General features: G+C 65.6%; 17 protein-coding genes and 4 pseudogenes. 11 read left to right on the top strand and 10 right to left on the bottom strand.

Annotated elements, in window-relative coordinates; translation table 11 throughout:
• Nucleotides 1–8: 8 nt before the first annotated feature.
• The 8 genes and pseudogenes from MSM1_RS08730 to MSM1_RS08695 all read left to right on the top strand — a co-directional run bounded on the left by MSM1_RS08730 (nt 9) and on the right by MSM1_RS08695 (nt 8520).
• Nucleotides 9–1169, top strand: coding sequence for an FAD-binding oxidoreductase (locus tag MSM1_RS08730; protein WP_213441076.1), 1161 nt, complete (start codon nt 9–11; stop codon nt 1167–1169).
• Nucleotides 1170–1525: 356 nt separating this feature from the next.
• Nucleotides 1526–1897, top strand: a complete 372-nt coding sequence (locus tag MSM1_RS08725) for a hypothetical protein (protein WP_213441075.1) — start codon at nt 1526–1528, stop codon at nt 1895–1897.
• A 1-nt stretch (nt 1898) separates the two neighbouring features.
• Nucleotides 1899–2528, top strand: coding sequence for an IS607 family transposase (locus tag MSM1_RS08720; RefSeq protein WP_213441074.1), 630 nt, complete (start codon nt 1899–1901; stop codon nt 2526–2528).
• Nucleotides 2525–4228, top strand: a complete 1704-nt coding sequence (locus tag MSM1_RS08715) for a hypothetical protein (protein ID WP_213441073.1) — start codon at nt 2525–2527, stop codon at nt 4226–4228. Before MSM1_RS08720 ends, MSM1_RS08715 begins: the two co-directional genes overlap by 4 nt.
• A gap of 15 nt (nt 4229–4243) precedes the next feature.
• Nucleotides 4244–4432 (top strand): annotated as a pseudogene (locus MSM1_RS08710) (DUF2563 family protein); the annotation flags it as partial.
• Nucleotides 4414–6426: an alpha/beta hydrolase gene (locus MSM1_RS08705; RefSeq protein ID WP_307857311.1), complete on the top strand. Its 2013-nt coding sequence runs from the start codon at nt 4414–4416 to the stop codon at nt 6424–6426. The pseudogene MSM1_RS08710 and the gene MSM1_RS08705, both read left to right, overlap by 19 nt.
• A complete protein-coding gene (locus MSM1_RS08700) occupies nt 6407–6988 on the top strand; it encodes a hypothetical protein (protein ID WP_374101672.1) in 582 nt (193 codons plus the stop codon). The genes MSM1_RS08705 and MSM1_RS08700 overlap by 20 nt, the downstream gene beginning before the upstream one ends.
• 185 nt (nt 6989–7173) lie before the next feature.
• Nucleotides 7174–8520, top strand: a complete 1347-nt coding sequence (locus MSM1_RS08695) for an IS256 family transposase (RefSeq protein WP_213441072.1) — start codon at nt 7174–7176, stop codon at nt 8518–8520.
• A 404-nt stretch (nt 8521–8924) separates the two neighbouring features.
• Here MSM1_RS08695 and MSM1_RS08690 read toward each other — a convergent pair.
• From MSM1_RS08690 to MSM1_RS08680, 3 genes and pseudogenes are all read right to left on the bottom strand, one after another.
• Nucleotides 8925–10247 (bottom strand): annotated as a pseudogene (locus tag MSM1_RS08690) (ISL3 family transposase).
• Nucleotides 10248–10488: 241 nt separating this feature from the next.
• Nucleotides 10489–11244: an IS21-like element helper ATPase IstB gene (istB, locus tag MSM1_RS08685; RefSeq protein WP_213441071.1), complete on the bottom strand. Its 756-nt coding sequence runs from the start codon at nt 11242–11244 to the stop codon at nt 10489–10491.
• Between the two features lie 65 nt (nt 11245–11309).
• Nucleotides 11310–11699 (bottom strand): annotated as a pseudogene (locus MSM1_RS08680) (IS21 family transposase); the annotation flags it as partial.
• Between the two features lie 103 nt (nt 11700–11802).
• On the opposite strand from MSM1_RS08680, the pseudogene MSM1_RS22920 reads away from it, so the two are divergent.
• Nucleotides 11803–11910, top strand: a pseudogene (locus MSM1_RS22920) (DUF5631 domain-containing protein); the annotation flags it as partial.
• A 113-nt stretch (nt 11911–12023) separates the two neighbouring features.
• Here the strand turns inward: MSM1_RS22920 and MSM1_RS08670 are convergent.
• From MSM1_RS08670 to dnaK, 4 genes are read right to left on the bottom strand one after another with little or no spacing between them, the layout of a single operon-like run.
• Nucleotides 12024–12404, bottom strand: a complete 381-nt coding sequence (locus MSM1_RS08670) for a heat shock protein transcriptional repressor HspR (RefSeq protein ID WP_213441069.1) — start codon at nt 12402–12404, stop codon at nt 12024–12026.
• Nucleotides 12404–13582 carry a molecular chaperone DnaJ gene (gene dnaJ / locus MSM1_RS08665; protein WP_213441068.1) on the bottom strand — a complete coding sequence of 393 codons (1179 nt, stop codon included), beginning with the start codon at nt 13580–13582 and terminating at the stop codon, nt 12404–12406. Before dnaJ ends, MSM1_RS08670 begins: the two co-directional genes overlap by 1 nt.
• 53 nt (nt 13583–13635) lie before the next feature.
• The gene (gene grpE, locus MSM1_RS08660) at nt 13636–14328 is read right to left on the bottom strand and encodes a nucleotide exchange factor GrpE (protein WP_213441066.1); all 693 of its coding nucleotides are present in this window, start codon (nt 14326–14328) and stop codon (nt 13636–13638) included.
• Nucleotides 14325–16193: a molecular chaperone DnaK gene (dnaK, locus tag MSM1_RS08655; protein ID WP_213441065.1), complete on the bottom strand. Its 1869-nt coding sequence runs from the start codon at nt 16191–16193 to the stop codon at nt 14325–14327. Before dnaK ends, grpE begins: the two co-directional genes overlap by 4 nt.
• 787 nt (nt 16194–16980) lie before the next feature.
• Between dnaK and MSM1_RS08650 the strand changes: the two genes are divergently transcribed.
• Nucleotides 16981–17253, top strand: coding sequence for a hypothetical protein (locus MSM1_RS08650; RefSeq protein ID WP_213441064.1), 273 nt, complete (start codon nt 16981–16983; stop codon nt 17251–17253).
• On the top strand, nt 17250–17678 hold the full coding sequence (locus MSM1_RS08645; RefSeq protein WP_213441063.1) for a PIN domain-containing protein: 429 nt from the start codon (nt 17250–17252) through the stop codon (nt 17676–17678). Before MSM1_RS08650 ends, MSM1_RS08645 begins: the two co-directional genes overlap by 4 nt.
• Nucleotides 17679–17887: 209 nt before the next feature.
• Here the strand turns inward: MSM1_RS08645 and MSM1_RS08640 are convergent, their stop codons facing one another.
• From MSM1_RS08640 to ltrA, 3 genes are all read right to left on the bottom strand, one after another.
• Complete coding sequence (locus MSM1_RS08640; protein ID WP_213441061.1) at nt 17888–20218, bottom strand: copper-translocating P-type ATPase; 2331 nt, start codon at nt 20216–20218, stop codon at nt 17888–17890.
• 49 nt (nt 20219–20267) lie between these two features.
• Complete coding sequence (locus tag MSM1_RS08635) at nt 20268–20576, bottom strand: DUF1490 family protein (RefSeq protein ID WP_213441060.1); 309 nt, start codon at nt 20574–20576, stop codon at nt 20268–20270.
• 680 nt (nt 20577–21256) lie between these two features.
• The gene (ltrA, locus tag MSM1_RS08630; protein ID WP_213441058.1) at nt 21257–22654 is read right to left on the bottom strand and encodes a group II intron reverse transcriptase/maturase; all 1398 of its coding nucleotides are present in this window, start codon (nt 22652–22654) and stop codon (nt 21257–21259) included.
• Nucleotides 22655–23069 lie beyond the last annotated feature (415 nt).

Below are 23069 nucleotides of genomic sequence, written 5' to 3'. Positions count from 1 at the left end.
CGGGGCCCGTGGGCCTGCAGGATCGCGATGCGCTGCGGGTGCTGCATGCGGCGATCGACCCCTGCGACAACGACCTTGTGCGCCGCTTCTACACCCACTGGTTTGCTCTGGACGTCTCGCTGCGTGATTTGTTCCCCCCCGACATGCATAGCCAGCGGGGCGCCTTCGCCCACGCCCTGCACTGGGTGTACGGCGAACTGGCCGCGCACCGCGCTCAGGAGCCGGTGGCGCTTTTGGCCCAGCTCGGCCGCGACCACCGCAAATACGGTGTCACCGAGGCCCATTACCGCACCTTACGGCAGGCGTTATACGAGACGCTGCGCACCCAGTTAGGCGACGCCTGGACCGACGCCGTCGACGACGCCGCCCGCCAGTCGCTCAATTTGATCACCGGGGTGATGAGCGGCGCCGCCGATGCCGACGACGGACCCCCCTGGTGGGAGGGGACGGTGGTCGAGCACCTGCGTGTCTCGCGCGATCTTGCGGTGGTGCGCCTCCAACTGGACCGGCCGTTGGAATACCACCCGGGGCAATACGTCAACGTCACGATCCCGCAGTGCCCGCGGCGCTGGCGTTACTTGACACCGGCTATCCCGCCCGACGAGGGCGGTGCCATCGAATTCCACGTGCGGGCGGTTTCGGGCGGCCTGGTTAGCACCGCCATCGTGGGTGAGACCCGCCCCGGCGATCGGTGGCGGCTGTCCAGCCCACACGGCGGCCTGCAGGTCGACCGCGACGGCGGCGATGTGCTGATGGTCGCCGGCAGCACCGGTCTGGCGCCGCTGCGCTCGATCATCCTGGACCTCGCCCGCTGGGGTGTGAACCCGCGGGTGCACGTGTTCTTTGGGGGGCGATACCCGTGCGAGCTCTACGACCTGCCCACGCTGTGGCAGGTCGCCGCGCAGAATCCGTGGCTGTCGGTGTCGCCGGTATCGGAGTACACCGACAACCCGCCCTGGGCCGCGGACTATCCCGATTGCACGCCCCCCCGCGGGCTGCACGTGCGCCAGACGGGTCGACTGCCCGAAGTAGTGACCAAATACGGAAGTTGGAGCGATCGGCAGATCCTGATCTGCGGCGGGCCGGCGATGGTGCGCGCCACCAAGGCCGCCCTGATCGCCAAGGGCGCGCCGCAGGAGCGCATTCAGCACGACCCATTGTCCGGGTAGCCGACGGAATTTCGGGACTCTGCATCGCCATTTACCGAAAGAGTGACCGGATTGAGCGGCTGGTCCATCGATTCCATCGACGAGGTTCCAAAGGCGATTGATGCGAAAGCGCTCGTGCACCGAATTGACCAGTGACCACGCGGATGATTAGCCTCACCACAAGCTCACCCAGGGAGCCGCGATGTCGGGTTGAGAACAGCTGGTGATTTTGTTGGCCGGTAGCGGTCGGCCGGTTGTTGTCGGACTTGTTTGAGAGTATGTGACTGCCGGACTCTCGCCGGTCTGGGTTCGGATGGTTTTGTTGGTCATTATTGGCCATGGTGGTGGTGCGTTCGATGCGTGATGGAGGAAATGCGATGAGCGCGAAGGTTGTCGTCAGCGCCTCGCTGTCCAGCAGCTATGACAAGCGGTATGTCGTCGTCGACGAGGCGACCGGTGAGGTGCTCGATGATGCTCAGGGCTACGGATACAAGACCGCGCAAAACGCGCACCGCGCACACGCCTTTAAGTCGATGTCGGCGAAGAAGAAGCGCGAGCGCGCCGCGGCGAAACGACGTGTGCAGCGTTGGTGTGGGCAGCACCCAGAATTCGTGCAGCACCTCGAACAGGCGGCGTTCTACGCGATCAAGGACGGCGAGAACGTCACCGCAGCGGATGTGCGGGCGATGCTGGCCGAAGATGGCCTCGAATTGCCTTTTCCGGTCGAAGACCTGATGAGGCATTGGTGACATGGCTCATCGTGGCCCCGATGATTATGTGTCGGCGACCGCGGCGGCCTACCGGTTGGGGGTGTCGACGCGTACGTTGCGCCGCTACACCCAACAGGGCCGGTTGCCCGATGCCCGCAGTGCTGGTGGGCGACGGATCTTCCGGGTCGGCGACCTCGATGCCCTCACGCGTAAACCTCGAACAGGCACGGCTGTTGGGTACGCGCGGGTGTCGTCTCGACGGCAGCAGGCTGAAGGTGACCTCGATCGGCAGGTCGCGCGACTACAGGAACATGGCATCGATTTGATCGTGTTTGCCGATGTCGCGTCCGGGTTGGCGGACCGCCGGGCTGGGCTGGGTAAAGCGTTGAGCGAGTGCATGAAACCCGGTGTGGATCGGCTGGTGGTGGAGCATCCTGATCGGTTGGCGCGGTTCGGGGTCGGGGTGATCGAACACTTGTTGGCCGGCTATGGGGTGTCGGTGGTCTACATCGGCCGGCCCGAGAATGAGTCGGCTGAATCAGAGCTGGCGCGCGACATGCTGGCCATCGTGACCAGCTTCGCCGGCCGACTGTACGGGCAGCGCTGGGCGAAGACGAAGCGGCTACGGGCCGCGGTGTCAGCTGAAACCGAATCCGGTGATGCGGCATGACCGATCGTGAGTTGCGCGCGTGGCGCGGGGTGAAGCCGGTCGCTGCACCGGTGGGCGTGGCGATCAGCACCCGGGTGCGCACGACATCGCAGGACGATCAGGTGTTAGAGCGTGTGGCTGAGCATCTAGGCCGGTTGCGTCGCGCTGATCTTGCCGTGGTGTCCCGGCCTGGTCCGGTCGGCGCGGGACGCGACGCCGATGAGCGGCGACAGCTGCGTCGGGATCGGCTAAATACCCGCAAGAAAGGGTTGACTGCGGCGTCGTCGGCGCGGTGGGCCAATGCGATCATCGCCGCCAATGATGATCGGGTCCGCCGGGCCCGCGATGCCCAGTACCGCCATGTGGCGGGGTTACGGGCGGCGATCGCCACCATCGAGGCGCGTCTAGCGGCGCCGACCGCGGACATGCTGTCCGTCGCTGAGCGTAAGGCCCGCCGAAAAGCCAAGGCCGCCAGAGGGTATGCCAACCAAGCTGAACGTTTCCAGAAGCAACGTAGGCTGCAGCATCTACGGGGCGAGCTGGCCCGGGTGCAACGGGATCAGGCCGCCGGTGTGGCGCATGTGGTGGAGGGCGGTAAACGCCTGGCTGCGACGCGCCATCACCTCGACAAGGCCGGTCTGACCGAAGCTCAGTGGCGCCGGCGGTGGGAGGCATCCCGGTGGCGAATCAGGGCGAACGGCTCGCCCGATGAACCGTTCGGGAATCTCACGATCACAGTGACCCCGGCCGGGCAGGTCAGTATTCGGTTGCCGAAACCGTTGGAACACTTCGCGAACGCCCCACGAGGCCGTTACGTCCTCTCCGGCAGCGCGGTGTTCGCGCACCGCGGCGGTGAATGGGTCCAGCGGATCATCGGCGCTAACTCGGTGTCCTACGCGATCAGCCGCAAACCCGGCAGGGCTGGGGTGTATCTCACCGCGGCGTGGGCGATCCCGTCTGTGCCGTACTGGGTAGGCCGCGACAATTGCGCAGTCGGCGACGACGTCTACGCCATCGGGTCGGTGGTGGGAGTGGATCTCAACGATGGGCACCTGGCGGTGCGCCGGCTGGACGCCCACGGCAACCCCGTGGGTGCGCCCAGGCGGATCGACATCGACCTCACCGGGTCGGCGTCGCGGCGTGACGCCCAGGTCCGCCACGCCATCACCGCACTGATCAAGTACACGCGCCGCCGCGGTGTTGCGACGATCGCGGTGGAGGACCTCGACTTCGCCGACGCCAGGATGAGCGGGCGGGAAACTATGGGCCGCGGCGCACGCGGGAAACGGTTCCGCCGCACCGTATCCGGCATGCCGACCGCGGTGTTCCGCAACAGGCTCGCAGCCATGGCTGACCGTGCCGGCATCGAACTACTGGCGGTTAATCCCGCCTACAGCAGCATTTGGGGCGCCCAACACTGGCAGCGCCCCTACCCCAACGTCACCCGACACCAGGCAGCAGCCACCGTGATCGGGCGTCGCGCCCAAGGCTTTTCAGCCCGGCGGCGGGAAGGTGTGACACCACAGCGACCAGAGGATCATGTGGTGAGAGCTACCAACCAGGCCGGGCCCGACAGCCGACAGGTGACCACCGGTAGCCGCCACCGACCAAGGACGCGAGGAACCGAATCTCGCCCACCTTGCCGGAACGTACGCGGTGATCCGGGCCGGGCAACCGTTACCCCGGCACAGTTGGCCAACAACGACCAACTACGTTTGTAACGGTTCGCCGCAGCTGAGGCGTTTCATCAGGACGTCAGCTCAGCCCAGGCGTATCACCTGCGCGCCTTGCGGTCGCATCAACACAGCCTGGGTGTGCTCGCCGATAAGGCGCAGATGGTCGCGGCCGGCTTCACCGCGATGGAGCACGACAACGCCGAGGAGTTGCGCGAGCTAGGGGCACCGCGGTGGGGTTGCGCTCCATAAGCCACATAAGCCTGGCGAAACTGATCGCCGCGGCCGGGGGGGATCCGTGGGCGGTTGATGCCACGCTGCAGGCGGGTTGCCCGGCCCAGATTTCCGATCTTGCGCAGGCGTTTCGCGACGCAGGCCAGTGCAGCGCAGAAGCCGACAACGCGTTCGTGGATGCCCTGCGCCGGTTTGAGGCCTCGTGGAACCGGGACAACGGTGAGCATCCGATCACCGACGCTGCCGAAGTGCGGCGCGTGAAATCCTCGCTGGGGTATCAGGCTCGGCAGCTGCCCAAGATCGCGGTGGATCTAGAAAACGTCGCCGCCGCGCTCGCGGAGGCGCAACGCGTCTCCGCGATGGTGATCTCAACGCTGGATACTCGCCTACAAACGCTTGATGAGTGGATCGGCCACGCCGAAGACCTCGTCGACCACGACGAATACCTGCTGGCGCAAGCTGCCGATCCACAGGATGTGGCCGACCTTGAAGACGGCATTTCGCGGCTCAATCAATACATCAGAGATTGCGAACACGAAGCCATCGGCGACACCAAAGACGCCCTGGGTCAGATTGAGTCCATCCGCGAGGGCTATTCGGCCTGTCTGCAGGAGGCCTCAACCAATCTGGGCACCAATGGCTACGGCCTGGGTATGATCCACGCATACGACGCGCCCGAATCCCCGGTGAAACCCCGAGAGCGAAGCGATGTTCCGTCACCAGAGACCAGCGCCGACGACAACAAGTGGTGGACGTCGCTGACGGCGCAGCAGCGGCAACTCTTACTCGCTGAGCGCCCTGAGCAGATAGGGAACCTCAACGGTGTCCCGGTCAGCGCCCGCAGCGATGCCAACATCGCGGTGATGACGGCGGACTTGCAGCGGGTGCGCGAGATTGCGAACCGTAACCACGTCACCGTGGACGACGTCGTGCGTGATCCGACGAAGTATGGTCTCTCGGTAGCCGATATAACCCGCTACCAGAACGCGGATCAAACCAAGCAAGGCCTCGACCACGATGCCGGTGACCCTCTCCGGCCCAACCCCACCTACCTGGTCGCCTATGATCCGCTTGCCTTCGGCGGGAAGGGTCGCGCCGCGATCGCCATCGGCAATCCCGACACCGCGAACAATACGGCGGTGATCGTGCCCGGAACTAGTAGCAGCGTTAAGGGTGGCTGGCTCCACGATAGCCATAACGACGCGCTCAACCTCTACACCCAGGCCAACGCCGCCGACCCGAATCACCCCACGGCGGTGGTGGCTTGGATGGGCTACGACGCCCCGAACGACTTCACCGACCCGCGTATCGCCACCCCGATGCTCGCCCGCACCGGCGCGACGGCACTGGCGCAAGACGTCAACAGCCTGTGGGCCACACATCTTGGCGGTGACCAGCATGTCACCGTCCTCGGCCATTCCTATGGGTCGACAACCGTCGCCGACGCGTTCGCCGCCAAGGGGATGCACGCCAACGACGCAGTGTTACTGGGTTGCCCAGGAACCGACCTGGCCCGCAACGCCGGGAGCTTTCACGTAGACGGCGGTCATGTCTACATGGGTGCGGCCTCCACGGACCCAATCAGCTTGTTCGGGCAATCCGACGGTCTGAGCCAATACGTATATGGTGCTGACGTGGGAGGGCAGTTGTTGGGCCTAGACCCCGGCCTAGGGACCGACCCGGCTGGCGACGGATTTGGATCGGTCCGGTTCCGGGCAGAAGTGCCGGGATCGGATTCCATCACCCGCCATGACCATTCGTACTACTACCACGCCGGAAGCGAAGCCCTACACGGCATGGCCGATATCGCGTCCGGCCACGGCGACGCCCTGGCAGCCGATGGCATGCTGGCCCAACCGCGCCACCAGCCACGCATCGAGGTCAGGGTTCCAGGGCTGGGTTCGGCTGGTGTGGACATACCGGGAACACCGGCCAGTGTTGATCCGGAGTGGGATCGCCCGCCGAAATCGATTACCGACGACCACGTCTTCGATGACCACCATCATCATTAACCTATTACAGCGATGGTCATCGCCAGCACGAATTGCTGGAGCAGCGTTCGCCGTCATGCTGTTGGGAGGATGCGCGCTAGTGATGAGTAAACCGCATTCTTCCGGTTCTTCCACGAACCCATGGGATGATTCCGCCCACCCCCTCACCGGCGATCAAACCATGGCCCAAGTTGTCGAGCCAGCCAAGCAGATCGTCACCGCGGCTGGCTTGCAGGGCGTAAGCGGCGGATTCTCATTTGCATCGTGCAATGACCAAGGAGATCCCCCCTACCAGGGCAGAGTAACGATGCACTTTCTGCTGCAAGGGGATCCAGCTTCATATTTTCAGAAAGTCCGGGCTGAAATGATTGCCCACGGGTGGAACGATGGCCCGCGGTCCGGAGAGCGCTTTCATGGCACAACGCTGCACAAAGACGGAGTGACCGCGAACATGGGCTTCTTCCCTTCCGATCACAGTTATGGGGAAATCATCCTTTATGGAGAGTGCCGCAACACGACTGACCACCATCACGATGGCAAAACGAACAGCGTCGATATCAGCAGCGAGCTGCGTGCACAATGAAGGGCCCTTATGACGTAGCTGTGGCTCCGCTGAGCTGAGGTTTTGGATGCAACGTGCAACACGTTGTCATTCTTGCGTTTTGGGGGAACCAGAACATGGCGAGGTCGTGTCCCTGCGGCGGTGTAAAAGGGTTCGGACGTAGGTTCCCTCCAAGACGGGAAGTCTGAGGAAAGGAACCCACGTCCGTGTCGAAGAGGATATCGCCTGCGCAGCGGTTGCAGGCAGAGATTGATGGGGTGTTCGCCGGTGGTGAGGATTTGTCGCGTGCAGTCGAGCGGGTGGCCCAGTTGGGCGCGCAGCTACTGCTGCAGTGCGCGTTGGAGGCCGAGGTGAGCGCGTTTTTGGGCCGGGATCGCTACCAGCGGGCCGCTACCAGCGAGGATCCGCGGGCTGGGATGCGTAACGGGTATTGCCCGACCACGGTCAAAACGACCGCCGGCCCGATCACGCTGCACCGGCCGAAGGTGCGCGGCACCACCGAGCGGTTCGCCAGCCAGTTGTTCGGCACGGGGGTGACCAAGACCAACGCGCTGGAGTCGCTGGTGATCGCCGGGTTCGTGCGCGGGTTGTCGACCCGCGACGTGGAGGCCACCTTGGTCGAGGCGCTCGGCGAGGGCGCGGCGGTGTCGAAGTCGACGGTGTCGCGGGTCTGCGAGGACATCAAGACCCAGTTCGAGTCCTGGAGCCGTCGGCGCCTCGACGAGGTGGAGCTGGACTACCTGTTTTTGGACGGCAGCCATTTCACGTACCACGCCAACGCCTCGGCCGAGCCGGTGCTCGCGGCGTGGGGCATCGACACCGACGGCAAACCGGTGTTCGTCGGGCTGGAGGCCGCCGCGAGCGAGTCCGGGGATGCCTGGGAGGGGTTTTTGCGCGGGCTCGGCGAGCGCGGGCTGGCCTGCCCGCTGCTGGTGATCAGCGACGGCGCACCCGGGTTGATCGGCGCGGTGGAGCGCACCATGGGTGCCGCGCTGCGCCAGCGGTGTCTGGTGCATCGCGCCAGAAACATCCTTGCCAAAGTGCCCAAAAACGCCCAAGCCGAGGTGAAGGCCGACTACTGGGCGATCTTCGATGTGCCCGAGAACATCGCGCCTGGCATCGACGCGGTCACCTACGTGCACAAGAGGATCGACGCGTTCGCCAAGCGTTGGCGCGACTCGTATCCGGCGGCGGTGCGGTGTCTGCTTGATGACCGTGACTCGCTGACGGTCTACCTGCGGTTCCCACGGGAGCATTGGGCCCGGGTGCGCCACTCCAATTTCATCGAGCGGACCTTCGGAGAAACCCGCCGCCGGGTCAAGGTCATCGGCCGACTGCCCGGCGAGCACTCCTGCCTGAAGCTGGTGTGGGCCGTGCTCGACCGCGCCTCGGCCGGCTGGCGCGGGTTCACCATGACACCGGCCGGGCTACGGCTACTACAGGAGCTGCGAAGGTCGTTGCATGACCCACCGACCAAACTGCCGCAACGAAATTCGGAAGTACGCGCCGAAACCGGAGCGGCGCCGGCCGATGCTGTCGGCGCCATCGCATAAAATCACAATCGCAAGTGAGCGGAATCTATGCCCGAACTTTTACACCGCGATTGGGACGCCACCCATGGCGATCGAGGACGCCGCGATCGAGATCAAGACCTAGCGCGGCAGGCGGCCGACGATCGGCGAGCCCCGGGATGTCGGCACGGCGAAGACCTATTATTTTTCAGGCCCTCCTGACGTATCCGTGGGTGGGTGGGGCCGATTCGGGGCCGTGATCTGATGGTTGAATTCGTTTGTGCTCGCTTCCGCGATAGTTGCCTGTAGCGCTGCCCGGGTGGGAGGTGTCCATGTGGAGCCCCCGAGCGCAGCGAGGCGGAACGACATGGACACCGACGAGCGGGTAGCGCAGAATCGGCGACGTCTGAGAGGGGAAACCCGAGGGGTGCCCTGGTGGAGGGGTGTTAGCCGCGGCCGGGCAGGGTGGGGCGGTGGCCGGCGAGGGCGAGCATGGCCAGGGCGATCAGCGCGGCGGGGTTGTGGAATCCGAATGCGATGCGGGTGAGCAGGCGGATCTTGGTGTTGGTGGATTCGATCAATCCTTGGGACAGGCCGTGGTCGAGGGCGGCGTCGATGGCCTTGCGGTGGCGTTTGATGCGGCCGGCCAGCTCGACGAAGACCGGGATGCGGCAGCGCCGCGCCCAGGAGATCCACTTGTCGAGGGCGTCTTTGCCGTCCTGGCCTTTGACCGAAAACACATGCCGCAGGCCCTCTTTGAGCAGGTACGCGCGGTAGAGCCGGGTGTCGGTCTTGGCGATCCAGGCCAGTTTGGCGCTCTGGCGTTCGGTGAGCTCTTCGGGGTTTTACCACAGCGCGTAGCGGGCGCCCTTGAGCGTGCGGGCCCGCTCACGTCCCGGGCGCGGCGGGGTGTCTTTGCCGGGGCGACCACGGCCCCATTTGGGCTCGCCGCGCGCGATCGCTCGCGCGTCGTTTCAGGCCCGGCGCCGCTCGGCATCCAGCGCCTCGGTGGCCCAGGCCAGCACATGAAACGGATCTGCGCAGCGGATCGCGCCCGGGCAGCGCTCGGCGACCACATCGGCAATCCACTCCGCCGCATCGGCGGACACATGGGTGATCTGCGCGCACCGCTGGGCGCCCAGAGCGTCGAAAAACCGCCGCAGCGTCTTGGTGTCGCGGCCCGGGGCGGCCCACACCAGCCGGCCGCTGTCGTGGTCAACCACCACCGTGAGGTACTTGTGGTGACGCTTAGAGGAGATCTCATCGATGCCGATCCGACGCAGACCCGCAAACCGGTCGATCCTCTTCTCCGTGTCGGCCCACACCCTCGCCACGATCGCCCCTACGGTGCGCCAGGCGACCCGCATCAACTCGCACACCGCGGTTTTCGAACACGCCACCGCCAGCCAGGCCACCGTGTCATCAAAGGCCAAAGTGTGCCCGGCATGGTGGCGCGCCCACGGCACCGCCACCACCGTAGGCCCATGGGCGGGGCAGTTCACCCGCGGCGCATCGGCCTCCAGCACCACCTGCATCGTGCCCCAATCCAGGCCCCGCCACCGGCGCCGACCCTCACCCCGGTCATACCAGGGCGCCCTGCGACCGCAGCGGCCACAACGGCGCGAAACACCACTTCGCGGCCGCACCCGCGCCACCACCAGCGTGTCGCCGTCGGCGTCTTCCTGCCCGAACTCCTCGAACTCGATGTCTTCGATCACGGTGCGCTGGTCGACACCCAGCAGCGCACGCCATAGCCTCACATTGCGCACGTCGTTGTTGGCTCCTTTGGTTCCTGACCTTTCACAAGCCAGAAACCTTAAGCCACAACGACGTGCGCCCCTTACATCAACAACCGGCCCACGGAAGCGTCAGAAGAGCCTTATTTCAATGCATTAGCACCTACAGCCACCGAGCTGTCGACCGTCACATACTTCCCCAGGGGTTGCCGTCACGGAATTCCCCAGGTGCGGGCCTCGATGGTAGGTCTTATCGTGCCCGCGGTGGTGTTGTCTAGCCGGTGTTGCGTCCGGGCCGTTTACGGGGCCGGTAGCTGGGTCCATCCATGAGGATCTGGTGGCTGGTGTTGACGATGCGGTCAAGTAGTGATTCGGCGACGTCGGGGTTAGGAAACAGGCCGTACCAGTCGCTCGGGGCACGGTTGGAGGTCAGTATCAGCGGCTTGCCGCTGACCGCGCGCTCGCTGATCAGCTCGTAGAGGTCGTCGGCGTGCATGGTGGTGTGCTCGCGCATAGCCCAGTCGTCGCAGATGAGCACGAGGGGTTTGGTGTATTCGCGGATACGTTTGCCCCAGCTGCGGTCGGCGTGCCCGCCGGCCAAATCGGAGAGCATGCGGGAGGTTTTGACGAAGCGGACGTCTCCGCCACGCCGAGCGACGGCGTGCCCGAGTGCTTGTGCCACGTGGGTTTTCCCTACGCCGACGGGTCCGTAGAGGATGACCGATTCGCCGGCGTCGAGCCAGCGCAGTGCGGCCAGGTCGCGTAGCATCGCGGCCGGCAGTTTCGGGTTGGCGGAAAAGTCGAAGCATTCGAACGTTGCTTGTTCCTCGAATTTCGCCCGTCTTAATCGTCTTGTGAGAGCAGCGGATTCGCGGCGGGCGATCTCGTCCTCGCATAGCATTTGGAGGAATTCCAGGTGGCCGATCTCGCCTGAGCGGGTCTGGGTGAGCCGGGCGTCGAGGGTGTCGAGCATGCCGGACAGTTTCAGGGTGCGCAGCGCGTTGCGCAGCGCGGGGTCGCAGATACCCATTGCGTGGTCTCCTTAAATAGTCGGTGCGGGTGACGCTTGGGTTAGATTCCGGGATTGGTTGATCTTCAGGCGACGCCGTTGGTGTCGCCTACGCCGAACTGGTCGGGGCCGCGCAGGAACGCTGCGGTGGCGGCGGCGCCGGTTGCCGGTTGGGTGGCGCCGTCGTGTTCGGTGCCGGCGGTGAGGATGCCTTTGATGGTCCGATACGCCGGATCGCCGACGGTGAGCGCGCGAGCGCAGGCGGCCTCGAGCCGGTCACAGCCGTGTTTGTCGCGCAGCCCGAGCACTCCTTGCGCGGCCCGCAGGTGGTGGATTGCGTTGTCGCGCATGAATTCGGCGATCACGGCCTCACAGTGCGGCCCGACCTCGGCGGCGGTGTGCCGGCACCAGGTTGGGGTTTTCATCGCGAAGGCGGCCTTTTCCGGCGGGTAGTGGGCGAAGTCGGTGGAGCGCCCGACCCGACAGGCCCTACACGCCGCCTGGGCATTCGCGACTCGTTCGCCATACTTGACTCAATATTCACGGCGAGGACGCCTAAGCTAGCTAAAGACCTACGAGGAACACGTCGATGTTCACGAACTCGGCAACTGGCAGCTGCTGGCCGCCATCGATACCCTTGTGCGCGGCGATAAAATCGCGGCAATTACCATTTGGCCTGGTTTTTAGCGTCTAGCTAGCGTTGCTGGAAGGCAGTCGCCCAACGCCCTGGCGATCACGTTCGCCGCTCGCCTCCCAGGCGCAGAAGCATGGTCCACTCGCCGAGAAACCGGCCGGCTCCGCTACCGCCGCGGCTGCCAGACCACTACCGCGGTGCTCTTGGGTAACAGCGCTAAATCACGGCGACGGCCAGCCCGCAATGCTTCTAGCTCCGCGGCCATCTCCTTGATCCGGGCCTGCAGCACCTCGATCTGGTTGGTCAGCTCGATGATCCGTTTGATGCCAGCAAGGTTGACGCCTTCGTCCTGGGAGAGCCGCTGCACCTCGCGGAGCAGGTCAATGTCGTGCTGCGAGTAGCGGCGCCCACCACCGGAACTGCGGCGGGGCCGGACCAGGCCGAGCCGGTCGTAGGTGCGCAGCGTCTGCGCGTGCATACCGGCCAGCTCGGCGGCCACCGAGATCAGGAAGGTGCGGGAGTCTTGTCCCTTGGAGTTCTCGGCCATCAGCGACTCCCCGCCCATCCGGCCCTGGGGTCAAACCCACTCGCCCGCTCGGCGGCCGCGTAGGCCTCCAGCGCCTTCTTGGCGGCGCCGTTGAGGTTCGGCGGAACCGCCACCTTCACAGTGACCAGCAGGTCGCCATAGCCGCCGCTGCGCTTGGGAATACCGCGTCCACGCACCCGCAGCACGCGACCGTCGGCGGTGCCCTTGGGCACCCGAACGCCCACACGCCCATCGAGTGTCGGCACTGAAAGCGTTGTGCCTAAAGCTAGTTCGGCAAAGCTGACCGGAACGGTCACGGTCAGATCATCGCCGACGCGGCCGAAGACCGGGTCCGGCCGCACGTGCACGGTCACATACAGGTCACCCGATGGGGCGCCCCGCAAACCGGCCTCACCCTGCCCGGGCAGCCGGATTCGCTGTCCGTCCTCAACGCCGGGTGGAATCCGCACCGTGATGGTGCGGGTGCGGGTCGTCACGCCCGTGCCCTTGCATTGAGGGCATGGCTGCTCGATGATCGACCCGCTGCCCCGGCAGGTGGTGCAGGGTTCGGAGAAGCCGAACGCGCCCTGGTTGCGGGTGATCACACCCGACCCGTTGCAGGCCGGGCAGACTTTCGGGCTGGTGCCCGGCCGCGCGCCGCTGCCGTGACAGTTGGTGCAGGGCGCCGGGTTGGTGAGCCGCAGCGGTACCGCAGCGCCCTTGGCGGCCTCCACGAAGCTCAGCTCGGTTTCGGTCTCCAGATCGTTGCCGCGCCGCGGCCGGCTTGGGCGCGGCGCCCCGCCACGACCGAACAATCCCCCGAACAGGTCGCCGATAGTGCTCGCGCCGGTCCGGCCCGCGGCGTCGAACAGGTCGCTGAGGTTGAACTCGACGCCGTCACCGCCCATGCCAAAGCCACCGAAGTTGCCGGCCCCACCGAACCGGCGGCCGAAGCCGGCGCCGGAAAACAGGCGGCGGGTTTCGTCGTACTCCGCGCGTTTGGCCGGGTCGGAGAGCACGCTGTAGGCCTCCGACACCGCTTTAAACCGCTCAGCGGCGCGCGGGTTGTCGCGGTTAGCGTCCGGATGCAGCTCGCGTGCCAGCTTGCGGTAGGCGCGTTTGATCTCCTCAGAACTGGCGTCGGGGGAGACGCCTAGCTCCTTATAGAAGTCCTTCTCGACCCATTCGCGTTGAGCCATAGCGCGTCACCCCCTTTCGCCATCCTCTCGGAATTGACCGTCCGCTATGGCGGTCAGTGTTCTGATTCTGCGTCCGGTGCGGGCGACGCGGCGTTGTTATCGGAGCTCACCGCCGACTGCGTCTCGGCCGGCAGGTCCGCGGGCACGCCGGCCTCACCGACATCGGCTGCCGTGGCGGCATCCTCGTCCTCGGGGAGGGTGTCGACCACGGCCACCAGGGCATGGCGCAAGATCTGGTCGCCGAGCTTGTAGCCCTGCCGCAGCACCTGGCCGATCACCGGCTTGGTGCCGTCGGCCCCGTCGCCCTCGTGCTGGATGGCTTCGTGCAGCACCGGGTCGAAGTCCTCGCCCTCGGCGCCGAACGCCGTCAAACCCAGCCCGGTCAACGCGTTGGTCAGCTTGTCGGCCACCGACTTCAGCGGACCGGACTCCAGATCCCCGTGACTACGCGCGCGCTCGAGATCATCGAGCACCCCCAGCAGTTGGCTGACGACGGTGGCTTTGGCGCGGTCCGCCGCCGCCTGCTGATCGCGCAGCGCCCGCTTACGGTAATTGGCGAAGTCGGCTTGCACCCGCTGCAGGTCCGCGGTGAGTTCGGCGATTTTGTCCGCGGCCTCCGTGGTGCCGACGGCCGTCGGCGCCGGCCGGCTGGGCGCAGACGCCACATGCCGCACTTCGCCGGTCTCCGGGTCGATACGCCGTTTATCGGTGATAGTTACCTGTTCCTGTGGGTCGCCTTCTGTCACTTGGCCTCCCGATCGTCGTCAACCACCTCCGCGTCCACGACATCCTCGGAGCCGCCGGACCCGTTGCCGCCCGCAGCGCTACCGGCAGCCTGAGCCGCCTGGGTGGCCTCGTAGATTGCCTGGCCAAGCGCCTGCGACTCGCGGCCCAGCTTCTCCATCGCGGACTTGATCACGTTGATATCAGTGCCTTCCAACGCTTTCTTCGCGTCAGCGACCGCCGCGTCAACCCTGTCGAGAACATCCGCGGGAACCTTCGAGCCGCCGGATTCGGATGCTGCGCTCCGCTGTTCGGCGATGAACTTCTCCGTCTGGTAGACCAGCGTCTCGGCCTGATTGCGGACATCGGCTTCCTCGCGGCGCCTGCGGTCTTCTTCGGCGTGCGCCTCGGCGTCCTTGATCATCCGCTCGATCTCTTCCTTGGACAGCGCCGAGCCTTCCTGGATGCGGATCGTGTTCTCCTTACCGGTGCCCTTGTCCTTCGCGGTGACGTGCACGATGCCGTTCGCGTCGATGTCGAAAGTGACTTCGATCTGCGGCACACCGCGCGGGGCTGGCGGGATGCCGGTCAACTCGAAGGACCCGAGCAGCTTGTTGTGCGCAGCGATCTCGCGCTCACCCTGATACACCTGGATCATCACCGACGGCTGGTTATCGTCTGCGGTGGTGAAGGTCTCGCTGCGCTTGGTCGGGATCGTGGTGTTGCGCTCAATCAGCTTGGTCATCACACCACCCTTGGTCTCGATGCCCAGGCTCAGCGGCGTAACGTCGAGCAACAGAACGTCTTTCACCTCACCTTTGAGCACCCCGGCCTGCAGCGCCGCACCCACCGCGACAACCTCGTCGGGGTTGACGCCCTTGTTGGGCTCCTTGCCACCGGTGAGCTCTTTGACCAGGTCGGTCACCGCGGGCATCCGGGTCGAGCCGCCGACCAGCACGACGTGGTCGATCTTGGCCACCGAGATCCCGGTGTCGGCGATCACCTGCTGGAACGGCTTACGGCAGCGGTCCAGCAGGTCCTGGGTGATCCGCTGAAACTCCGCGCGCGTCAGCTGCTCGTCGAGAAACAGCGGGTTCTTGTCGGCGTCAACGGTGATGTAGGGCAGGTTGATCGAGGTGCTCGGCGAGGAGCTCAGCTCGATTTTGGCCTTCTCGGCCGCTTCCTGCAGCCGCTGCATGGCCATCTTGTCCTTGGTCAGGTCGATGCCGGTCTGCTTCTTGAACTTGTCGGTGAGCCAGTTGACGATGCGCTGATCCCAGTCATCGCCGCCCAGGTGGTTGTCCCCTGAGGTGGCGCGCACCTCCACCACGCCCTCGCCGATCTCCAGCAGCGAGACGTCGAAGGTGCCCCCGCCCAGGTCGAATACCAGGATGGTCTGCTCCTTCTCCCCCTTGTCGAGGCCGTAGGCCAGCGCGGCCGCGGTCGGCTCGTTGATGATGCGCAGCACGTTAAGGCCCGCGATCTGGCCGGCCTCCTTGGTGGCTTGACGCTGGGCATCGTTGAAGTAGGCGGGAACCGTGATCACCGCGTCGGTGATGTCTTCGCCCAGGTAAGCCTCGGCGTCGCGCTTCAGCTTCATCAAAACCCGGGCGCTGATCTCCTGCGGGGTGTACTTCTTGCCGTCGATCTCGATCTTCCAGTCGGTGCCCATGTGCCGCTTGACCGAGCGCACGGTGCGTTCAACGTTGGTCACCGCCTGGTTCTTGGCGGGCTGGCCGACCAGCACCTCGCCGTTGCGGGCGAACGCGACGATCGACGGAGTGGTGCGCGAGCCCTCGGAGTTGGCGATGACCGTGGGGTCGCCGCCCTCGAGGACACAGATGACGGAGTTGGTGGTCCCGAGGTCGATTCCGACCGCACGAGCCATAATGGATCCTCCCTGAGTCGAGCTTCGGTCTTACCTACGCTTGCCTACGCTTTCCTATGCTGAGTGAACCGCGCTCAAGCCTGCTCCCCCCGTCACGGTCTGTCAACTCAGGGTTGAGTTAGGTTCACTCAAGTTCTCGATCGGTTAACGGTGAACCTTGGCGGTTTGTTCCCTTGCTTTGCCCAGCGGTTGGCTCGCACACCTATCCCGCGACCAAGAATCACCCCCGCCATGCGGCTCGTATCATCTCGGTGTGCACCACCACCGACAACGGCTGCCGGCCGCTTACTTTGTGTCCTTCGGGTGAACAGCACCGGCGTGGCGCAGCCCCAGGGTGCGGTTGTCGGTGTCGACGAGATACCAGATTCGCCCGCCGCTGGTGACCTCGTGCTGCCACTGCTCCATGCCGACCCCGTGGTGCGCTGACGTGGCCAGGTGCGAGTAGCACGCCGCGGCGGGCGGCCAGCGGTCTGCGTAGGCGGCGTCGATGCGGGCACCGTTCGTCGGCCAGCTCGGCTTCGGTGGCTTACCGGTATCCTCGGCGGTCGCTGGTCATGGCGGTTCCTTCCCGTGTCGCCAATCCAAGATATTTGCGTGTCTGGGCTCCATTGCCCAATTGCGCGAAAATCCCTCTAGGACAGTGTGTATCGACTCCTACTGCGCGACTACCTGAGGATTCCACGTGTCTGAACCTCATTTAGTGTCTGAACCTCATTTACGTGTCGACCGGGGAGCGCACTCCATCCGGTGACGCGGCCCGGTGTCGCACCGGTGTTACACTGACTTTGTGCCTACAGCACGTCGCCGACATGCGATCACCGAGACACCACCCGTGGAGGCGGCCCTGGATGAATTGCGCCGCGAGCTCGGCACCGATCGCGTCGATCTCGGCGAGCTTGTCGTCCTTGGCGCCGCTGCAAAGATCGCGGCAATCCGCGCCGAGCGTGATGGCGCTGCCAGGCTTCGGCGCCGGCTGGCTGACCGAGTACGCTCGCGCAACCTTCCGGTCGACGTGCATGCCGCAGGAGTCGCGCGGCAGACTGGATGGGTGCGCGGGTGAGCGTTGAGCTGCTGCTCGACAATTCGGCGTTCGTCCGCCTGGCGTCACCGGCACTCGAGGAGCGGCGGGCGCAGGAGATCGCCAACGCGCTCGAACAGCGCCTCATCGGCGTCTGCCTGCCCTTCCTGCTCGAGGCCGGGTACTTGGCACGCAGCGCGACCGATCACGACGAGCTGCTCAGCGAGTTGACGGCATTGCCGATGCTGCACATCGACACCCAGGTCGAGCAGCGCGCCCTCGATGCGCAGCGTCAACTCGCCCGCGCCGGGCACCATCGCCTTCCGCCCGTCGATCTCATCATCTCCGCGCTGGCGGATCGACACGACGTCGGAGTGCTGCACTACGACCGCGACTACGACACCATCGCCGCGAGGACGGACCTTCGCTTCGCGAGCGTCTGGCTGGCCGGGCGTGGCAGCCTGTGACGACGGGTCGGTCGCGCCAGGCCCGCCGGGCCAGCCGAAGAAGTTGCCGCCGAGCATGGCGGTGATGTCGGCGCGGCTCCATCCCCGCCCAGCCGGATGCTCGCCGAGGGTCAGCAGGGTTTCGCGCACCATCCACCGAATCGGACCCCCGGGTGTGGCTGTCGTCGAAAAGGCGCCTCGGGCAATGCGCCCCGCCACCCCGCCGGCCCCTATCGGCTAGCCGCCCCAATGCGGCGGAGCCGCAGCGAGTTGGCGACCACGCTGACCGAGGAGAACCCCATCGCCGCACCCGCGACGATGGGGTTCAGCACGCCGAGCGCGGCAAGCGGGATGGCGGCGGTGTTGTAGCCGAAGGCCCAGCCCAGGTTCTGATGGATCGTGCGCAGGGTCTGCCGCGACAGCTCAATCGCCTGCACGACACCGTCGAGGCGGCCGGACATCAGCGTGATGTCGGAGGCCTCGATGGCCACGTCGGTGCCGGTACCGATCGCAATGCCCAGATCGGCCTGCACCAGGGCAGGGGCGTCGTTGACGCCATCGCCGACCATCGCCACCACCCGGCCCTCGTCTTGGAGTCGGCGAACCGCGGTGACCTTGTCTTCGGGTAACACCTCGGCCAGCACCCGGTCGATGCCGACCTGGTTGGCGATCGCGGCCGCCGTGGGGGCGTTGTCGCCGGTGATCAGTGCGACCTGCAGCCCCATGGCGCGCAGCTTGCGGACCGTGTCGACGGCGTCGTCTTTGATCGTGTCTGCGACGGCGAGCACACCCACAACCTGGCCGCCGCGGCCGACGAACACCGCGGTGCGGCCCTGCTCTTCGAGCTCGGTGGCCGCCGTCGCGAGGGGCTCAGGCAACACGACATTGTGCTCTTCGATGAGGTTGCGCCGCCCGACCAGCACGGGCAGGCCCTCGACCTCGGCCCGCACTCCACCGCCGGCGAGCTTGGCGAACTCGGTAGCGGCCGGAATCTCCAACCCGCGCGCGCGGGCGGCGGCGACGATCGCCGCGCCGATCGGGTGTTCTGAGCCCGCCTCGACCGCGGCCGCGATCCGCAGCACCAGATCAGGCTGCCGGCGCTTGTCGGCAATCACGTCGGTGAGCCGCATCCGGGCGCGGGTGAGGGTGCCGGTCTTGTCGAACACCACGGTGTCGATCTTCTTCGAGGCTTCCAGCACCTCTCCGCCCTTGACCAGGATCCCCAGGTCGGCGCCGCGGCCGGTGCCGACCATGATCGCCGTGGGGGTGGCAAGGCCGAGCGCGCACGGGCACGCGATGATCAGCACCGCCACCGCCGCGGTCATGCCAGCGACCGGGTCGGCGGCCAACAGCGTCCACCCGGCAAACGTCGCCACGGCAACGCCGAGCACCGCAGGCACGAACACCGCCGAGACCCGGTCCGCCATCCGCTGTATCGGGGCCTTGCCGCCCTGTGCCTGCTCAACCAGGCGCACGATCTGCGCTAGCGCGGTGTCGGCCCCGACGGCGGTAGCGCGCACGGTCAGCAGCCCGTCGGTGTTGACCGTTGCTCCGGCGACATGGTCACCCACCGTTTTCTCGACCGGGACGGACTCGCCGGTCAGCATCGACTCATCGACGGCGGCTCGCCCGTCGATGACCTCGCCGTCGACCGGGATCTTCTCCCCTGGCCGCACCAGCACCAGGTCTCCGACTTGCACCTGATCAACCGGCACGAGGAGCTCCTGGTCGTCGACCAGCAGGCAGGCTTCCTTGGCGCCCATCTCCAGCAGCTTGCTAATGGCCTCTCGCGTCTTGCCGTGAGCTCTGGCCTCGAAATAGCGGCCCAGCACCACGAACGCAATAATCAATGCTGCGGTATCGAAGAACAGCGGCCCGCCAACGAACAGCTGATAGACGGAGTAGGCAAACGCGGTCAGGGTGCCCAGCGCGATCAGCGTGTCCATGTTCGCGGTCTTCTCCCGCGCCTGTTGTGCCGCCCCCAACAGGAACGGCCACCCGGATATGAACTGCACGGGCACCGTCGCGGCAAAGGCTAACCACCCCGCCCACGGGTAAGCGCCGAAGAACATCGGCGCCGCCATCACCGCCACTCCCAACGGGAATGCCAACCACACGCGCCGTAACCAGGCCCGAATCCCGCGCTTGGCCTCATCGCGGGGCGACAGTTGCCTCGTGCTTAGCGGCTCAACGTGATAGCCAATACCTTCTAGCGCCCTCCTCAGCCTCTGGATCTCCGGCGGATCTTCCAGCACGTCACCGCCCAAACCCAACAGCAGCCGACCGATCCCGCCGACGACTTTCCCCACCATGCCGCCGTTGCCGGTATCGGCTGAGCGCGGGACACGGAGAGGCGCTAAAACGGCGGGGCTGTGCACCGCCTCCGTGATCGCCGACAAGACAGCAGCGGAATCGCGGTGCTCGGGCAAATACCGGATCACGACGGATGCCGTCCGGGGATAGACACTCACGGCGCGCACACCGGGCAGCTTGCCGACCATCTCCTCGATCGCGACCGCCCGGCCCCTGTCGATACGAAAACCTTTGGTATGCACACGCATCCGTCCCGCCGCGTCAGATGTAACGGCCAGGCCTACAGCCCGCTGAGCATCAATGGTCAGCATCAGCAGTGCTGGTCTTCGCAGTCCGCCGCCGGGATGGCACTTCCGCGTCTGCCGCCGCCGATGGTGCCGCCTCCTTCCCGCTGCGCTCTACCGCTTCGGCGAGCATGTCGGCGGCCGTCAGTCGGACCCGCTCGGCCTGATCCTCAGCCTTACGGACGCCGCGGACACCACAGGCCATCGCGGAAACCGTTGCCTCCCGCCACGGAGCTATTGCCACCACCCTGTGTGCGACCTCATACGCCGCAAACGTCAACACGTGGGGCGCCGCTTTCACCACGAATGGATGCAACGCCATCTCGAGCGCTCCCTTCACAAATCGTTGCCCCTCATTGGCTCACGCTCTGGGAGGCGCGCGTGTCGCGCGACGCGTTAGCCGACGGGCAACCCCAAGGTATTGGTTGCCCCTGGGGCAAGGTCAAGGGCTAGGCGACACCGGTGCGGTGGATGGATTCATCGCGTTCGCAGGATCCTAACCGGACCTGATTGTTCGAAGCACTGGCGCTTCTGCCTAAACGCCTTGGCATGCAATTACTTACGCAATTTAATGGAGGCTGGACCAACAGCCGGTGCCCCGCGAGCGGTGGGCGGCAAAAAATTACGGCACTGCGTCTTGACCTTGCCCCCGAGGCAATCCCTAACGTTGGAGTCACCGGCGGTGATGCCTCCACCGCATTCAGGCAAAGGAGGCGAACATGAGCTGAGCAGCAACCTCATTGGCTCAGGTTTCCCAGATGGTGGCTATGCGGCGCACCCAAGGCCAACAACCATCAACACCAGGATTCACCTTGACGGGCGTTCTCACCACAGAGAGTTGGGTCGGGAGCTGGAGAAGCAATGAGCACTGGCGGTAGGACCCAGGGCCTTGGTGCCGCCGGTTTCCCGGTCGGTTGTCCGTCCCCTGGTGCCCCTGGTCAGGTCGGTGCCGCTCCAGCTCCCGCCACCTCGAACCGTGCATGCGGTTCTCCCGCACACGGCTCACCGACGCCGTTCACCGCCGGCATTCGGTTTCTCCCGCCAGGGCTTGTTAGCCCTGGGTGCGATGACGGTTCCGTTCAGGCTGTACAACCCGCAGTAATCGGTGGACTGGTAGGCAAGCACGGACAGGCCAAAGCCGCGCCCGCGCTTGTGCTGCCTACCGATAAACAGCGCCAACCGGTCTTGGGCGTGCTGCTGGATCTTGTGGAAGCGGATCGCGGAGTGGCCGTAGCGAAAATAGTTCGCCCAGCCACGCAGGAACCTGTTCAGGTCCTCCACCACCACCTCGACCGGCAGCAGCAGCCGAGACCGGATCGTCAACTGCCTGATCCGATCGCGTGCACGGTGCATCGCCCGATCACTGGGCCAGCGGGCCAAGAACGCCACACCACGTCTGCCGTGCACACCCCGCGAGCGCACCATCCGATGATGAAAGCCGAGAAAGTCGAAACCTTCTCCGCCCACCACCAATTCGACGATGCGGGTCTTGGCCTCCTTGGGCACCAAGCCCAACTCGGCCAGCAGCGCCCGCAGCCGCGCGAGCGCGGCGTGGGCTTGCTGTTCGGATTCGCGCATCACCAGCAGATCGTCGGCGAAGCGCACCAGCACCCCGAAAGCGCGGGTGTCCCAGGACCGGTCGAGCCGGTGCAGGTACACGTTGCACAGCAAGGGGCTGATCACAGCACCTTGCGGGGTTCCGGTGTCTGGATGACGGACGACGCCGGATTCCATCACTCCCGCACGCAGCATCGCGCGCAGCAGCTTAAGCGCCGACTGGTCGCACACCCGTTCCTCGACCGCTGCCATCAACCGGTCATGCGGTATCACCGAAAAACAATCGGCGATATCGGTCTCCACCACCCACCGCCTGCCCCGAAAGTTCTCGTCGACGAGCACCTGCAGGGCATCGTGCTGACCCCGCTTCGGGCGAAACCCGAAACCGCACGGGGCAAAACCCGCTTCGAAGATCGGCTCGAGCACGATCTTGGTGGCGGCCTGCACGATGCGGTCACGCACAGCAGGAATCGACAGCGGCCGCTGCTCGGTCGTTCCCGGCTTGGGGATATAGACCCGCCGCGCCGGAAGCGGCCGATACGACCCATCCCGCAGTTCGGAGAGCAGTTCATCAAGGAGCCGGTCGATGCCGTACTCCTTTTCGATCCAGTCCAAGGTGGTCCGGTCAATGCCCGGTGCGCCGTTGTTGGTGCGCACCGCGACCCAGCCGCGCCACAGGACATCTCTGCGCAAGATTTTGTCCCACAACGCATGAAACCGTCGCCCGGGATCGGCCTTGGCCGTCCGGTACAGCGTGTGTTGCAGGGCACGCACCTTGTCCAACGGAACCTTGTCAGCGACAACAGTTCCGCTGTCGGCGGGACTAGCCGAAACGGCACTCACCGGGCACCTCCACAGTCACCCACACGCATCGACGAAGCAGTGGCCCTTCCCTCACCGGCGGTTGTGTTGTCCGCTCGGCTCAACCGGTACTACGACCACCTCCGACGCCCCCCCGGCTGGCTTCCACTTCCCGGCTCGTCGCCGGTTATAGGTCGCCGCGCTCCAACCGCTCTACGCAGTCGGTTGGGCCGGGGAGGGCCTCTCCAGTTCCCGTCACCACTATCCGAACGTTCCGAGCCCCTTACGCCGGGGAGTCCTTCACGGCTGCACTTCCAGGATCTTCACCGCTTCCATGGCCTTCGCCCTTCTCCTCCGGGCTCGGCACTCCCTGACCGCTTAACGACGCGGCAGGCTTCACTTCACGTTACGGACCGTTCGGTTGCACACCCCGATAACCGGGGCGTTCGACGCTGGG

This window comes from Mycobacterium sp. SM1, from assembly GCF_018361265.1.
In the GTDB taxonomy this organism is placed as follows: domain Bacteria; phylum Actinomycetota; class Actinomycetes; order Mycobacteriales; family Mycobacteriaceae; genus Mycobacterium.
The sequence above is the reverse complement of the archived record's forward strand: the minus strand, read 5'-3'. Positions and strand labels throughout refer to the sequence as shown.